The sequence below is a fragment of the Microcoleus sp. D3_18a_C4 genome (genome assembly GCF_036702415.1).
Lineage (GTDB): Bacteria > Cyanobacteriota > Cyanobacteriia > Cyanobacteriales > Microcoleaceae > Microcoleus.
The window spans coordinates 16,925-31,900 of record NZ_JAUBTI010000078.1 but is presented as its reverse complement, the minus strand read 5'-3'; the positions used below and the strand labels follow the sequence as shown (position 1 = coordinate 31,900).

At 46.0% G+C, this 14,976-nt stretch carries 13 protein-coding genes and 1 tRNA gene; 12 read left to right on the top strand and 2 right to left on the bottom strand.

The window, feature by feature from the left end:
* The first annotated feature begins 212 nt into the window (after window positions 1-212).
* From arsS to urtE, 12 genes are all read left to right on the top strand, one after another.
* Complete coding sequence (gene arsS / locus QUB16_RS25070; RefSeq protein WP_333320324.1) at window positions 213-1,199, top strand: arsenosugar biosynthesis radical SAM (seleno)protein ArsS; 987 nt, start codon at window positions 213-215, stop codon at window positions 1,197-1,199.
* 297 nt (window positions 1,200-1,496) lie between these two features.
* Window positions 1,497-2,222, top strand: a complete 726-nt coding sequence (locus QUB16_RS25065; RefSeq protein WP_333320322.1) for a TVP38/TMEM64 family protein — start codon at window positions 1,497-1,499, stop codon at window positions 2,220-2,222.
* Window positions 2,223-2,655: 433 nt separating this feature from the next.
* A complete protein-coding gene (locus tag QUB16_RS25060) occupies window positions 2,656-5,082 on the top strand; it encodes an ATP-binding protein (protein WP_333320320.1) in 2,427 nt (808 codons plus the stop codon).
* A gap of 377 nt (window positions 5,083-5,459) precedes the next feature.
* Window positions 5,460-6,359: a methyltransferase domain-containing protein gene (locus QUB16_RS25055; RefSeq protein ID WP_333320318.1), complete on the top strand. Its 900-nt coding sequence runs from the start codon at window positions 5,460-5,462 to the stop codon at window positions 6,357-6,359.
* Window positions 6,360-6,523: 164 nt separating this feature from the next.
* Window positions 6,524-7,252, top strand: coding sequence for an HAD family phosphatase (locus QUB16_RS25050; protein WP_333320316.1), 729 nt, complete (start codon window positions 6,524-6,526; stop codon window positions 7,250-7,252).
* A 120-nt stretch (window positions 7,253-7,372) separates the two neighbouring features.
* A tRNA-Ala gene (locus QUB16_RS25045) sits at window positions 7,373-7,445 on the top strand.
* A 643-nt stretch (window positions 7,446-8,088) separates the two neighbouring features.
* Window positions 8,089-9,414: an urea ABC transporter substrate-binding protein gene (gene urtA, locus QUB16_RS25040; RefSeq protein WP_333320314.1), complete on the top strand. Its 1,326-nt coding sequence runs from the start codon at window positions 8,089-8,091 to the stop codon at window positions 9,412-9,414.
* Window positions 9,415-9,942: 528 nt separating this feature from the next.
* Window positions 9,943-11,097: an ABC transporter permease subunit gene (locus tag QUB16_RS25035; RefSeq protein WP_333320312.1), complete on the top strand. Its 1,155-nt coding sequence runs from the start codon at window positions 9,943-9,945 to the stop codon at window positions 11,095-11,097.
* 27 nt (window positions 11,098-11,124) lie between these two features.
* The gene (urtC, locus tag QUB16_RS25030; RefSeq protein ID WP_333320310.1) at window positions 11,125-12,267 is read left to right on the top strand and encodes an urea ABC transporter permease subunit UrtC; all 1,143 of its coding nucleotides are present in this window, start codon (window positions 11,125-11,127) and stop codon (window positions 12,265-12,267) included.
* 44 nt (window positions 12,268-12,311) lie between these two features.
* Window positions 12,312-12,587, top strand: a complete 276-nt coding sequence (locus QUB16_RS25025; RefSeq protein WP_333320308.1) for an AIM24 family protein — start codon at window positions 12,312-12,314, stop codon at window positions 12,585-12,587.
* Between the two features lie 185 nt (window positions 12,588-12,772).
* Window positions 12,773-13,519 (top strand): urea ABC transporter ATP-binding protein UrtD, encoded by a 747-nt coding sequence (gene urtD / locus QUB16_RS25020; protein ID WP_333320306.1) that lies wholly within the window; start codon window positions 12,773-12,775, stop codon window positions 13,517-13,519.
* Between the two features lie 51 nt (window positions 13,520-13,570).
* Window positions 13,571-14,269, top strand: coding sequence for an urea ABC transporter ATP-binding subunit UrtE (urtE, locus tag QUB16_RS25015; protein ID WP_333145659.1), 699 nt, complete (start codon window positions 13,571-13,573; stop codon window positions 14,267-14,269).
* 71 nt (window positions 14,270-14,340) lie between these two features.
* Here the strand turns inward: urtE and QUB16_RS25010 are convergent, their stop codons facing one another.
* Window positions 14,341-14,715, bottom strand: coding sequence for a type II toxin-antitoxin system mRNA interferase toxin, RelE/StbE family (locus QUB16_RS25010; protein ID WP_333320304.1), 375 nt, complete (start codon window positions 14,713-14,715; stop codon window positions 14,341-14,343).
* Window positions 14,708-14,962, bottom strand: coding sequence for a hypothetical protein (locus tag QUB16_RS25005; protein ID WP_333036453.1), 255 nt, complete (start codon window positions 14,960-14,962; stop codon window positions 14,708-14,710). Before QUB16_RS25005 ends, QUB16_RS25010 begins: the two co-directional genes overlap by 8 nt.
* Window positions 14,963-14,976 lie beyond the last annotated feature (14 nt).

Here is a 14,976-nt window from a genome sequence, read left to right as displayed (position 1 = left end):
CTCAGTTTTGTAAAAAGCATTTTTTTTATTGTAGTGCGAGCGTCCCCGCTCGCGTATTGTCCAAGACGCGAGCGGGGACGCTCGCACTGTAAATGCAAAACTGAGATGCTCCCTGGATCGGTCGCATCCAAAGAATTAGTGCTAAATTATGAGAGGCGTTCCAGCGGAACGCCTCTAAATTCGTTGCGAGCAGAGACTAAAAAGTTTAGCACATGATTCAGACCGCAGTCACCCCTTTCAAAAACAAAATTAACTCAGCTTTAACTAAAAAGCAGATTACAGTTTTACAAATTAATCTCGGCAAACGCTGCAACCTCGCTTGCACTCACTGCCACGTAGAAGCTAGCCCGACACGAACAGAAGAACTTTCCCCGGAAATTTGCGACCAATTAATTGAAATCATTCGCCGCTTTCCTCAAATTCAAACTGTTGACCTCACCGGCGGTGCTCCCGAAATGCTTTACGGTTTTAAACCGCTAGCGGAAGCTGCTAGGGCGGCAGGTAAAGAGGTAATTGTTCGTTCTAATTTGACGATTTACTTTGAAAAAGGTTTTGAAGATATTCCCGACTATTGCGCGCAGCACCAACTTAGAATTGTGGCGTCGCTTCCCTGCTACCAAGCTGACAATGTTGACAAAATGCGCGGTAACGGTGTTTTTGACAGTTCGATTCGGGCGCTGCAAAAGCTAAATCAGTTGGGATACGGGAAAAACCCAAATTTAACTCTGGATTTGGTGTACAATCCACAAGTGCCGGCAACAGATAAGTTTTCGCTAACACCGGAACAAGGCAAGTTAGAGCAAGATTACAAGGTTTATTTAGCCGAACATTTTGGGATTTGTTTTAATCAATTGTTCGCGATTACTAATTTGCCGGTGGGACGGACGAAGTTTCATTTGGAACATAAGAAACTTCACAAGCCTTATCTGGGGTTTTTGGAGGATAATTTTAATCCCGGTACTCTGGAACATTTAATGTGCCGCAACGAATTGTCGATCGACTATTTGGGCAATGTCTACGACTGCGATTTTAACCAGATGGAAAATCTGCCGGCGAAAACTGGCAGCGGGGAAAAGATAACTGCTGCTAAATTGCTCGAATCGGGCAGTTTAGAGGTGATTCAAGAGGTGCAAACGGCTGCTTATTGTTATGGATGTACGGCAGGTAGCGGTTCTAGCTGCGGCGGTACTTTGATTTGAGCAATACAGTAGGGACACTCCAAGAGCCCATAGGTGTCAAGTTAAGGTAGAACCCATAGTCCGGCAGGGGTTTAAACCCCTGCCTCAAAGCTAAAGTCCTCTAAAAGAGGACTGAAGAAGTTATTAGTCCTCTTGAGAGGACTTTCGCTATTAGACAGGGGTTTCAACCCCTGGCGGACTGGCGGGTGGGCGGATGGACTTGGCGGGCGAACAGCTTAAGTTGACACTAATGGGCTTTTGGAGTGTCCCTACCCTGGAAACGACGGTGTATGCAATTTAGACTGGGGAGTTTAGGTAATGAATGATTCGCGATCGCCCGGTGAAAATCCGCCGCCCTCCAACAGGTGGAAGCTGATTTTAGGGATTGGTTTAGCTGTGGCTTTAATTGCAGCGACCAGGTTTTTTAACTTTCAAGGAATTCTGAAAAATGCGCTGGAGTCGATCGCTAGTCTCGGCCCGTGGGGCCCGGCAGCTTTTATTCTAATTTACATTGTCGCAACGGTTCTATTTATCCCCGGTTCTTTGCTGACTCTCGGTTCTGGCGTTTTGTTTGGAGTCGTTGGCGGTTCGGTTTGTGTTTCCATCGGCTCGGTTTTAGGCGCAACTTGCGCTTTTTTGGTAGGGCGGTATTTAACTCGCGACTGGGTTTCCAAACAGATAGAGGGCAATCAAAAATTTAAGGCGATCGACTCCGCAGTTGCCTCTGAAGGATGGAAAATTGTGCTGCTGACGCGGCTTTCTCCCATTTTTCCCTTTAATTTACTTAACTATGCTTTTGGAGTCACGCAAGTATCTCTAAAAGATTATTTTTTGGCATCTTGGATCGGCATGATTCCCGGAACTGTCATGTATGTTTATATCGGTTCCCTGGCTGGGAGTTTGGCTGCACTCGGATCGCAAGGACGATCGCGCACTGCTGCTGAGTGGACTCTCTACGGCATTGGTTTGCTAGCAACGATCGCCCTCACCGTTTATGCAACCGGCTTGGCTAAAAAAGCTTTAGACGAAAAAATTTCCCCTTGACACCATAGCGCAAATTGGTAAAATTGTCAATAAGTATTTACCTCTCCCTTATAATACATTGCTAATTTAAAAAACTCCGTGTTTTCTCTGTGTTATTTATAATTATTTTGTTATACAAACGAGATAGAGATTAAAGATATCGTAAAGCAGTTACCTCAATTAGGTAAACCGAAGGTCAAAATATAAAGCTGATGCCAAAATAGAAGGCAAGGGTGCGATCGGAATAAGAATTGTTTGCAGTCAGGAATGCAAGTCATACCATTTTAGATTTTAGATTTTAGATTTTAGATTGCGAATGACTGATGACTACTAGGGTTGGGATCACTGGCCTACAGTTGCATTATTTTCTGAAACTGGTCTCACGACTTGGCTGATATTAATTCAGCCGAATGACCAATACCGTTTGATGAATTTGATTCGGAGAGAACATTTGATGATGCAAAACCCAGCAAATCAAGCCGGATCTGTGTCTGCGCCGCGGCCACACCAAGCAAAAAAGCTGCGCCAATTTTGGGCAAACATCAGCAATTCTGCTCAATCAGGGTGGCAGCAAGCGCACAGTCTTTGGCAGCACAGACGGCAGCGCCGCCATTTGCTGACCCTGCTAATTCTGGCCACCACGGCTTTAACCATTAGCACAACTGCTTGCATCAGCTATTTTTTTGTGCGCGGACTAATCCTCGACAATTTAAAGCAAATAGCACTATTAAAACTAGAAAAAGGCACCGATGAAATCGACCGCTGGCTCAGCAGCCGCAAAGCAGAAATAGAAACCATTGCTTACGATCCTACGGTGGGCACTCTCAATTGGCAATTAGTCGAGCCCCGGTTGCAAGGAGAAATATACAGATTAAAAGAGTATTTCATCCTGTCATTAACTCAACCCGACGGCTCATTTATCAACACTTTAGGCAACCGCGCGAACAGCAAAGACCGCCAACACTTTCAAAAAGCAATGGCCGGACAGCTCAACGTTTCCGACCCGCTGATCGGCCGCACTACAAAAGTTTCTACGATTATTATTTCAGCTCCTATTTGGGCTTTACCTCCCGCTCCCAATAAAGTAATTGGAGTCCTTTCAGGCAGCATTAAATTAGACAGAGTAGCATCTGTGGCTAATAGCTTGCAGTACGGTTCCGATAGTTATGCTTTTGCGCTCAATTCACAAGGAGTGCCAATTGTTCATCCCAACAGTAACTTAATCGGAAATATCGACCTGCCGACCCCAAGCTTTTTACAGTCAAAAGACCCCGCTCTCTCCACAATCGCGCGGCAGATGATCGACCGCCAGACGAACATCGAACTGGTAAAAATAGATAACAAATGGGTGTATGTGGCCTATGCTCCCCTCAAGGAAGTTAACTGGTCGATGGCTTTAGTAATTCCCCGCGAAAATATTGAATCCCAACTGCAAGCATTAAATTTGCTGACATCCGTAGTCGCCGGACTGCTCGTCCCGGCAATGCTAGCAGCAATTTGGCTAATTTACTCCTCCGAAAACAATCGCGCTCAAGCGGAGCGAGAAGCCATGCTCAACCGGATTGCCGGACGCATTCGCGCTTCTCTGGAATTAGACCAAATTGTGCAAAGTACAGTAGAAGAAATAGTAAGTTTGCTACACCTAGAACGGGCGGCTTTTGGTTGGTACAAACCGCCAGAAAAAAGGTTACAAATCCTGTGGGAATGTTGCCCATCTGATTCTCCGACACAAGCCATAAATTTTGAGTCTTACTTTCTCGAAAATGTGTTAGTACGGAGTGGTCAAGGCGAACCAATTATTCTTTCGAGCGACACTTGGGCCAAGGGTGTAACTCAACCGCCGGAACTTAAAGCTAATAGCTATTTAGCCGTACCTGTCCAGACTCAGAACCAGCCGCAGGGTTATTTAATTTGTAGCCACGCTACTCACTGGCTTTGGAGCCGGGAGGAAATCCAACTATTAAAAGCTGTAGCCGACCAATTGGCGATCGCAATTACTCAAGCTCACCTTTACAGTCAAACCCAAGACCAAGTAAAACTGCTTAATAGTGCCTTAAATGAACTGAAAAAAACTCAAACTCATTTAGTGCAGAGCGAAAAAATGTCATCCCTAGGTCAAATGGTGGCTGGAATAGCGCACGAAATCAACAACCCCGTTAACTTCATTTCGGCTAATTTGCCTCACACCAGCAAATATACTAAAGATTTATTAGAGTTGGTGAGTTTATACAAACAAGCCTTCCCAGAGGTTCCCCAGGAAATCGCAGATTTTACCGAAGAAATCGAGTTAGAATTTATCGAGGAGGATTTGCCGCATATATTGAATTCAATGAAAATAGGAAGCGAACGCATTCGCAGCATAGTTCTTTCTTTGCGAAACTTTTCTCGCCTGGATGAGTCTGACAAAAAGCTGGCGGACATTCACGAAGGTATAGAAAATACCTTGCTGCTGCTCTCCAACCGCATCAAAAATAGAATTTATATAGTCAAAAAATACGGAAAAGTGCCTTCAGTCGAGTGCTATCCCTCTCACCTCAATCAGGTGTTTATGAACTTGCTGAGTAATGCGATCGATGCCTTGAACGAGATCGATCGCCTGGATAAAATTATTACTATTTCCACGGGAGTAGTTCGCGAACATGGCGCTAAATTTCTGAAAGTGGCGATCGCCGACAACGGCCCCGGCATTCCCGACAGCGTTAAAGACCAAATTTTTAACCCATTTTTTACTACTAAACCGGTGGGCAAAGGTACTGGTTTGGGGTTAGCAATCAGCTACAAAATTGTAGTGGATGGACACGGCGGCAGCATCAAAATTTCTCAGCCTCCGGGCGGAGGCACGGAATTTTTGGTAAAAATTCCTATTAGTAACGCAAAGTAATACCATTGTAGATTGTAGATTTTAGATTTTAGATTTTAGATTGGGAATGACTGAGGAAATAAGTGTTTAGAGCCTGTCTAGAGTTGCATTTTTTAAACTTGTATAAGCAGGAAGTGATAGGGAGCATCTCAGTTTTGTAAAAAGCATTTTTTTATTGTAGTGCGAGCGTCCCCGCTCGCGTATTGTACAATACGCGAGCGGGGACGCTCGCACTGTAAATGCAAAACTGAGATGCTCCCAAGTGATAAAGTAAGCCACGGATTTTGTAACGGAGGTAAGGGAGAGAAGGAAGAGAGAAGAGCGGCTCAACAGTTTTAATTAATGCTAAGTTGACGGCCGTTGGCTAAAATTAGAAGAGTTTTTGTTAAAGGTGTTTTATGGCTGTTGGCAAGGATACAATTTTCGAGCGCTTTTTGTCGCCCCTGATGCGACTGGCGATCGACGAAGAAGCACTGAAACGACTCTACGAAGGCATCGACTGGGAAACAGCGGGCGATCGCTACCGACAACCCGACTTAGTTTATCCCGAATATTACAGCAGCCAAAACTTTCACGGCATTAAACGCGGCTACCTCAACCCCAGTGCCGCCGTTTCCTACGATCCAATCACGCAATATGTTTTGCCTCCCCACGAAACAGTCGTCAGGCAAGGCTTAATTGACGCTGTGCGGGTGAAACCGCGCCGAATCATCGATTTGGGATGCGGCACCGGTTCGACAACGCTCATGCTCAAGCAAACCTTTCCCGAAGCGGAAGTTGTCGGGCTGGACTTGTCGCCTTATATGCTGGTAGTTGCCGACATGAAAGCGCAAAAAGCCGGATTAAATATCCAGTGGTTGCACGGAAATGCCGAAAGCGTTGCTTTTGGCGATGCCAGCTTCGATTTAGTCGCAGCTTCCTTGCTGTTTCACGAGACGCCACCTGCTGTATCGCGGGCAATTTTGCGAGAAAGCTTCCGACTGCTGAAGGTTGGGGGACAAGTGGCAATTTTGGACGGAAACCAAAAAACTTTGCGGCAGACAGAGTGGCTGACTGATATCTTTGAAGAGCCTTATATTAAGTCTTACGCTGCTGGCAGCCTCGATGCTTGGGCGGGGGCGGCTGGATTCGCGGCGGTGCAAACTCACGAACACTGGTGGGTGAATCAGGTGACGCAGGGTGTGAAACCTTTGCCGGGGGAAGATTTGGAACAGGCCAAGGTGGCGAGGGGGTGGAATTGGGGCGATCGAACTCCTGATGTTGATGGCGATTTACCGGGCATTCCAGCTCCTGCTTGATGTATTGTTGAGGTGTATTTTTCGCCCTTTGGGGGCGGGTTTCATAGATGGTTAGTTTTAGGTTGAGATGGTTGGTAAAACCCGCCCCTACTAACTTGCTAATGACTGATGATTAATGACTAATGATTAATGACTAATGACTAATGACTAATGACTAATGACTAATGACTCTAAAAGCAGTTTTATTTGATTTTAATGGCGTGATTGTTAATGACGAGCCAATTCACGAGAAAATCATCGCTCAATTGATGCTCGATGAAAATCTCCAGCTCAAACGTGGGGAGTTTCGAGAAATTTGTTTGGGAAGGAGCGATCGCGCTTGCATTACCGAACTACTCAAGCGCCGAGGACGATTTCTGACAGAAACATATCTCGATCGACTGCTGCAGCGCAAGGCCCAAGCTTACAAAGCTCAAATAGATACTTTGGAGAAACTGCCGATTTATCCCGGTTTGGCAGAATTTATTGACAAAATTCGGCCCGCCGGACTGAAAATGGCCGTAGTTAGCGGGGCCATGCGATCGGATATAGAATTGGTGTTAAATCGGGCCGGTTTGGGAGCAAACTTTGAGTTAATTGTCGCAGGCGACGACTTGACGGCGAGCAAACCAGCACCCGACGGCTATTTATTGGCTGTGGAACTTCTCAACCAGAAATATCCCGACTTTAACCTGCAACCGATCGAGTGTTTGGCGATAGAAGATACTTTTGCGGGGATTGAAGCTGCGAAAAAAGCGGGAATTCAGGTTGCGGGTGTGACTCACACTTACCCGTTTCACATGATCCAGCGCCAAGCTAATTGGACGGTGGACTATTTTGCTGATTTAGAGTTGGATAGAGTGGCGGAACTTTGCTCGATCGCCCCCACTGAGCCGGCTGCAGAAAACACTTGACCTTTTTAGCAGTTACGTGCTAGTGTAAGTGACGGTCTGCGAACGTGAAAGCAAGCAAAACCTGTCAGCCTTTTAGATTCGGCAATCTCGCATCTAAAATGCTAAATTAAAACTCAATCAGGGGAATTAGCTCAGTTGGTAGAGCGCTGCGATCGCACCGCAGAGGCCAGCGGTTCGAGTCCGCTATTCTCCATAAATCAGGGGCATTTCTACAGGTGACGATCGTACTCCAAGCGAAGTGCGATCGTCACCTGCTTTGATACTCGCCTATGCAAGTGCGATCGACCCGGTTGCTGCCTAAGTTTTAGCATCAACAACCTGTGGAGATCGAGAAACCCGCTTTCTATGCAAGTGCGATCGACCCGGTTGCTGCCTAACTGGTAGCATCAATAAGATAATTTCTGTAAAGAAACCGGGTTTCTAATGTCACACTAATTGCTGAAAAGACGTATTTTGGTGTCTAAACCCGGTTTCAGAAAAGAATGCAACGGTAGGTAAGCTCCAAAGCGTTATGTCATCAGTCAATCTACAATCTAAAATAATTAGGACTTACGCATAGGGAATCAGAAACCGGGTTTTTTACGAAAATATTTCGTTCCCGCCCGCAGATTCGGTAAAAACCCGGTTTCTAGGCGTCGGAATGCGTAAGGCCTGATAATATCAGCCCAGTTTTTGCAGCAGTTGCCCTCAATCCCCACAAAACATTCATTTTGTCAAAAACAATAAGTTTTGTAGCTAAAAATACAACAGTCTGCTGACGCGAGTCTTAATATCAAGTCACTATGTGTTATTATTCTCAATCATCTGACTCATCTGTTCAAGAGTAACAAGAAAAAATGACAAAGCGATTCGATCGGCGGAAATTTCTTTTATACGGTTCTGCTACCCTAACATCAAGTTTATTTCTAAAAGCTTGTAGAACTCCAACTCCAACAGCAACTCCCGCCGCTTCTCCTTCTCCAACTTCAACAGGAACACCAGCAGCAGCAGGTGGCGGAAACACGATCAAAGTAGGAATTTTGCATTCCTTGAGCGGCACGATGTCCATCAGCGAAAAAAGCGTTGTCGATGCCGAACAATTAGCGATCGAAGAAATTAATAAAGCTGGGGGTGTCCTCGGAAAACAAATCGAAGCAGTAGTAGAAGATGGCAACTCAGACTGGCCGACTTTTGCCGAAAAAGCCAAAAAATTGATCGACCAAGATAAAGTTGTCACCGTCTTCGGATGCTGGACTTCCGCCAGTCGCAAAGCAGTATTGCCGGTATTTGAAGAAAAAAATCATATGCTCTGGTATCCCGTACAATACGAGGGTCAAGAGTGTTCCAAGAACATCTTTTATACCGGCGCGGCACCAAACCAACAAATCGAACCAGCAGTTGACTGGCTGCTAGAAAATAAAGGCAAAAAATTCTTCTTAGTCGGGTCTGACTACGTTTTCCCCCGCACGGCAAATACCATTATCAAGGCACAGCTAGCAGCCAAAGGCGGCGAATTAGTTGGGGAAGATTACATTCCTTTGGGCGGGACAGAAGTCACGCCAATTATTACTAAAATTAAGGCAGCTTTGCCAGACGGGGGCGTCATTTTCAACTCTCTCAACGGCGACAGTAACGTAGCATTCTTCAAACAGTTGCAGGGTGCAGGTTTGGGCCCGGACAAATATCCGTCAATGTCGGTCAGTATTGCAGAAGAAGAAGTAAAGGCGATCGGCGTAGAATATCTTAAAGGCCATTACGCCGCCTGGAATTACTTCATGACTGTGGAATCTCCGGCTAATACAAAATTTGTGGAAGCTTTCAAGGCAAAATACGGCAAAGATAGAGTGACCAATGACCCGATGGAAGCAGCTTACATCATGGTTTACCTGTGGAAGCAAGCTGTCGAAAAAGCAGGGACAGCCGACGATTTGGAAAAAGTGCGGGCAGCCGCTTTGGGTCAAACCTTTGACGCGCCGGGGGGCACAGTAACGATGGATGTTAACCATCACCTTTCTAAATTTGTGCGGTTGGGCGAAGTTAGAGACGACGGTTTATTTAACATCGCTTTTGCTACACCAGAAGCAGTGAAGCCGGTGCCTTGGAATCAATTTGTCGCTGAAACAAAAGGCTTTGCTTGCGATTGGTCAGACCCCGCAAAAGGTGGCAAATTCAAAGCTTCATAAGTAGCTAATACCAATTTGGTTAACGTTGGTAACGTATCTTTTATCCCCCTAGGGTGTGTCTTTAAACCCGGAGATCCCCCCCGGCCCCCCTTATTAAGGCAGGGCGGTTTCATTCTCAAGAAAATCGCGATTTTGTAGGGGTAGTGCCCCCGTGCCTACCCCCTCCACAGACGACTTCACAGGCGTTTGGGACATGGGGGCAGCCACGGGGGGCAGCCCCTACAAGAGAATGAAACAGCCCTGCTTATTAAGGGGGGAGTAAGAGCATTCTTTCGTCAATCTCTACTCCCTTAATAAGGGGGGAGTAAGAGCATTCTTTCGTCAATCTCTACTCCCTTAATAAGGGGGAACTGGACTCTTCAAAGTCAACCCCTACTCCCCAACAATCAGGGAGATTTAGGGGGATCTAGACTCGGCTACAAGCGAAATATACAGAGGGTTTTAGTTCTAAGTTGACACCCATGGGGTAAAATCCGCCCCTAATTATCCCCGAACAAAGTTAACGGAGTTGATGCAGGAGTAACAAAAGTGGCGATATTAGATGGTTTATTTAACGGCATTAGCATCGGCGCTGTTTTACTAATTGCAGCCCTAGGATTAGCGATTATTTTCGGGCTGATGGGCGTGATTAATATGGCTCATGGCGAGTTGATGATGCTAGGGGCTTATACAACTTTCGTCGTGCAAAATGTCTTCAAAGGTATCGGAGGATTTGCTTTTGAAACATATATTTTATTTGCGATTCCCTTAGCTTTTTTAGTAGCTGCATTGGTAGGATTAATTCTGGAACGCGGAGTGATTCGCTATCTTTACGGGCGGCCGCTAGAAACTCTGCTGGCAACTTGGGGCGTAAGTTTAATTTTGCAGCAGTTTGTCCGCAGCGTTAGTTGGGTTCTGGTAATTGGGATTGCGGTGTTTTGTTTGCTGTTTTTTGGCGGTTTGCGAGTGCTGAAATCTCGCCTAGATTTCGATCGCATTCGGAACAAAATTATCGCCCTAATTTTGCCTTTATCTTTGGGTATTTCCTGGGCGGTGAGCGCCTTTTTAGGGCAAACTTACAAACTGGCAGTAACTCAACCTTGGTTTGGCGCTCAAAATGTGGACGTGACTGCGCCTGCATGGTTGCGCGGCGGCATACCCCTGGGCAATTTTCAGTTGCCCTACGCGCGAATTTTTATTATTGTCCTCACAGGAATTTGTTTGGCGGGAATTTACCTATTTTTGCAAAAGTCTGTGTGGGGATTGCGGATTAGATCCGTGACGCAAAATCGCAGCATGAGTGCGTGTTTGGGAATTCCTACCGAACAAGTAGACGCGCTGACTTTTGCTTTGGGTTCGGGGCTGGCAGGTGTTGCTGGGTGCGCGATTAGTTTGATCGGTTCCGTAGGGTCAAATACCGGACAAAATTATATAGTCGATACGTTTATGGTGGTGGTTGTGGGCGGTGTCGGCAAGATTGTGGGGAGTGTAGTTGCTGCGATCGCGATCGGCACTGCAAATTACCTGATCGGTTCGGGAACATTAGCATTAATGTTCGCTCCTGTCAAGCCTTTAGCCGACTTCTTCACATTTTTCGCCACAACCAGCATGGCAAAAGTAATGGTGTTCGCCTTAATTATGGCTTTTCTGCAAGTGAAGCCGGGAGGGATTTTCCCGCAAAAAGGGCGGACGGTAGAAAATTAAAAATTACAACTGCGAGTGTAGCGAAAAATGCAGAAAACACATCAAAAACCCTGGCTAAAAGAAGCGGCAATTGTCAGCGCGATCGCCCTCACATTCATCTTACTCGTCCCAGGAATACTCCCCGACGTTCGGCTCAATCAATTAGGGCGATTTTTAGCACTAGCAATTGCAGCCCTCGGCATAGACTTGATTTGGGGATACACAGGTTTACTTAGTTTAGGACACGGCGTATTTTTTGCGATCGGCGGCTACGCTTTCGCCATGCACCTAAAACTGCAAATTCCCCCAACCGCCAGCAGTCAATTGCCAGAATTTATGAACCTCTACGGCGTTACCGAACTCCCCTGGTTTTGGCAACCATTTTATTCATTTCCCTTCTCAGCAGCAGCAGTAGTTCTCATCCCCGCCATCTTGGGCGCACTTTTAGGTTATTTAGTATTCCGCAATCGAATTCGAGGCGTTTACTTTTCAATTCTTACCCAAGCAGCAACCATTGTATTTTTCAACTTCTTTAACGGTCAGCAAAAACTGATTAACGGAACCAACGGACTCACCGACTTTAAAACCCTGTTCGGAGCCCCAGTAAATGGCCGAGATACTCAATATATTTTCTACATTCTCACCATACTATTTTTAGCAGCAACTTACGCCCTCTGCCGCTGGCTGACCAGCGGGCGTTTCGGCCGCCTGTTAGTAGCAATTCGCGACGACGAAGTGCGCCTGCGTTTCTCAGGTTACAATCCCACAGGATATAAAGTTTTAGTCTTTGCAATTTCCGCCGGTTTAGCCGGGATTGCAGGCGCATTATTTACCGTACAAACCGGAATAATTTCGCCGAAAGCAATGGATATTGCCTTTTCAATTGAAATGGTAATCTGGGTCGCAGTGGGAGGCCGCGCCACATTATCGGGAGCAATATTGGGAACACTGCTAGTCAACTTTGGCAAAAGTTTCTTGAGCGAACAATTCCCCGAAGTTTGGCTGTTTTTCCAAGGTGCGCTATTCCTCATAGTAGTCACAGTGCTGCCAGACGGCTTAGTCGGATGGCTGCAAGATCAAGGTTTCGGTCAAATCCGCAGGTTGTTCAGAAGACCTAAGTACGCATCTACTTACCCCAGCCTGGAACAAGACCCCCAAGTGCAGCTCGAAAAAGAAGAACTTGAACATTGAGTGCAAAAATATCGTGTAATTTAGAAGGAGGCTGACATAAATAAATGTCAGGAACAATAGTTGAGAAAAATTTGGGAGTTGGCGAAGTGTTGCGAGCGGACACTGGTTGTTTGGTAGCTTTTGCGCCGACTGTAGATTACGATATTCAGTTTGTGGGCGGGTTTAGAAATGCTCTATTTGGCGGTGAAGGCTTGTTTTTAGTCAAGCTAACCGGGCCTGGAAAAGTGTATTTGCAAAGTCTGCCACTCTCGAAGTTAGCTGAGCGAATTATGGCTGCTTCTCCACCTCCAGTGTCGAGCAGTTCGAGCAGTTTTACTTGAGAGTAAAATAACTATTTATGTGCTTGTGTAGGGTGCGTCAGCCCGCAGATTTCCTGGCTTACCCAGAGACTGTTAACTGACGCACCTTCTAAGAGAAAATCAGCGCTGTCAGGTGCGTCAGCCAACAGATTTTCCGGCTTACCCAGAGACTGTTAACTGACGCACCCTACCCGGAGAAATCATCTATGAATGGAAAAGTCTTAGAAATAGAAAACTTGACTGTGAGTTTTGATGGTTTTAAAGCCATCAACGGTTTAAATTTTAGTATGGATGCGGGCGAACTGCGAGTTATCATTGGCCCCAATGGTGCGGGGAAAACAACTTTTCTCGATTCAATTACCGGGAAGGTGCAGCCGACAGAGGGCAGGGTGTTATTTAAGGGACAAAATTTACGCAAGTTGTCGGAAGATAGGATTTCGCGCTTGGGAATTGGTCGCAAGTTTCAGACGCCGCGAGTTTACTTGAATTTAACGCCACGCGAAAATTTGGAATTGTCTTGCAGCCGCCATAAAAATGTTTTTTCGACTTTGTTTAAGCCTGCTTCTACTGCTGAAAAACGCACGGTTGCCGGTTTGTTAGAAACTATTGGTTTAGTGGCTAAAGCTGATATTTCGGCTGGTTTGCTTTCTCACGGGGAAAAGCAATGGTTGGAAATTGGAATGTTGGTGGCTCAATCTCCTGATTTATTGTTGGTAGATGAACCTGTGGCGGGTTTGACGGATGAGGAAACGGTGTTAACTGGAGAGTTGCTAATTTCGTTGGCCCAAAGTCATTCGGTGTTGGTGATTGAACATGATATGGAGTTTGTGCGGCAAATTGCGCGGCAGGTTACGGTGTTGCATCAGGGTGCGGTTTTGTGTGAGGGGACTATGGATGAGGTGCAAAATGACGATCGGGTAATTGAGGTATATTTGGGAAAACCTGAAGAATAGTTATTAGTCAACAGTCAACAGTCAACAGTCAACAGTGAACAGTAAATAATTATGCTACAAGTTTCTAATTTGAATGTTTATTACGGCGAAAGTCACATTTTGCGCGATGTCGATTTAAGCGTAAATGCTGGGCAAATGGTTTGCTTAATCGGCCGCAATGGTGTGGGCAAAACTACTATGCTAAAAACGATTATGGGGTTGCTGCAACCGCGCAGTGGCACTATTGCTTTTGGCGGAGAATCTATTGCTTCTAAGTTGACTTACCAGCGGGCTAGATTAGGCATTGGTTATGTGCCTCAAGGGCGTGAAATTATTCCACGTTTGACGGTAAAAGAAAATCTTTTGTTAGGTTTGGAAGCGAAACCAACCAAAACCAAAAATCCTGAAGTTCCTGATGAAATTTTTGAGTTATTTCCGGTTTTGAAAACTATGCTCGATCGCCTGGGAGGTGATTTGAGCGGGGGACAGCAGCAGCAGTTAGCTATTGCTAGGGCTTTGATGGGTGAGCCGCAGTTGCTGGTTTTGGATGAGCCTACGGAGGGGATTCAACCATCGATTATTTTAGATATTGAAGCTGCTGTGCGCCGTGTGGTTGCGACTAGGGGAATTTCTGTTTTGTTGGTGGAGCAACATTTGCATTTTGTGCGGCAAGCTGACTGGTATTATGCTATGCAAAAAGGCGGGATTGTGGCTTCTGGAAGCACTAGCGAGTTAAGTGATGAGGTGATTCAGAGGTTTTTGGCTGTTTGATTTAGAAGGAAGGCACGACACGGATTTTGACGATGACAGCGAGCGCCTCAAAGAGCAAGAAGGGCAAGCGTTTAGATTGGAAAAATGGCTGATTCGTCTGGGTTCGCTTGGTATTCTGCGATCGCAGTTTGGATTTCCTCGGCGGAGACATTTGCTTGTTCTGATTTCGAGTAAATCAGGTGTAAAACAACTTGAGTCGGTGATTCAACTTGATAAATCAAGCGATAACCGCCGCTCTTACCAACTTGGGAATCACTGTTTTTAGCCCGGACTTTGTAAACGGTGTATTGAGTCCCTGTAATCTGGTTTCCTATGAAGTTTCCTTGGATAAGCTCATCAAGGACTGGCTGAATATCGGTTTGAATTTGGCGATACTTTTTAGCGAGTCCTTTGAGGCGACGTTTGAAAAGTACCGTGAACGTGACTTGGACTGACATATCAGACATTGATACCGTCCCAGAGTTCCGATATGGGAAAGGTTTGTCCCGCTTTGGCTTGGTGGAGGGAGGCTTTCAGATCGGCGAGGATTTGCTCGTTGGAGTCGGTATCTGAGTCAAAATCTGAGTCGAAGTCTGGGGCGATCGCGGATTGTGTCCGACTGGTCAAAAATTCCAGAAATGCCAGCGTTTGCTCTAAAAGTGGCTCAGGAGTCCGTTCGATCGCTTCGAGAAGGCGTTGTTTAATCGGCGACATAAGACTACCTCTAT

What these genes read in the sequence shown, in the direction of transcription:
- arsS (WP_333320324.1), top strand. Translation starts at nt 213, where the DNA reads ATGATTCAGACCGCAGTCACCCCTTTCAAAAACAAAATTAACTCAGCT.
- QUB16_RS25065 (WP_333320322.1), top strand. Translation starts at nt 1,497, where the DNA reads ATGAATGATTCGCGATCGCCCGGTGAAAATCCGCCGCCCTCCAACAGG.
- QUB16_RS25060 (WP_333320320.1), top strand. Translation starts at nt 2,656, where the DNA reads ATGATGCAAAACCCAGCAAATCAAGCCGGATCTGTGTCTGCGCCGCGG.
- QUB16_RS25055 (WP_333320318.1), top strand. Translation starts at nt 5,460, where the DNA reads ATGGCTGTTGGCAAGGATACAATTTTCGAGCGCTTTTTGTCGCCCCTG.
- QUB16_RS25050 (WP_333320316.1), top strand. Translation starts at nt 6,524, where the DNA reads ATGACTCTAAAAGCAGTTTTATTTGATTTTAATGGCGTGATTGTTAAT.
- urtA (WP_333320314.1), top strand. Translation starts at nt 8,089, where the DNA reads ATGACAAAGCGATTCGATCGGCGGAAATTTCTTTTATACGGTTCTGCT.
- urtC (WP_333320310.1), top strand. Translation starts at nt 11,125, where the DNA reads ATGCAGAAAACACATCAAAAACCCTGGCTAAAAGAAGCGGCAATTGTC.
- QUB16_RS25025 (WP_333320308.1), top strand. Translation starts at nt 12,312, where the DNA reads ATGTCAGGAACAATAGTTGAGAAAAATTTGGGAGTTGGCGAAGTGTTG.
- urtD (WP_333320306.1), top strand. Translation starts at nt 12,773, where the DNA reads ATGAATGGAAAAGTCTTAGAAATAGAAAACTTGACTGTGAGTTTTGAT.
- urtE (WP_333145659.1), top strand. Translation starts at nt 13,571, where the DNA reads ATGCTACAAGTTTCTAATTTGAATGTTTATTACGGCGAAAGTCACATT.
- QUB16_RS25010 (WP_333320304.1), bottom strand. Translation starts at nt 14,715, where the DNA reads ATGTCTGATATGTCAGTCCAAGTCACGTTCACGGTACTTTTCAAACGT.
- QUB16_RS25005 (WP_333036453.1), bottom strand. Translation starts at nt 14,962, where the DNA reads ATGTCGCCGATTAAACAACGCCTTCTCGAAGCGATCGAACGGACTCCT.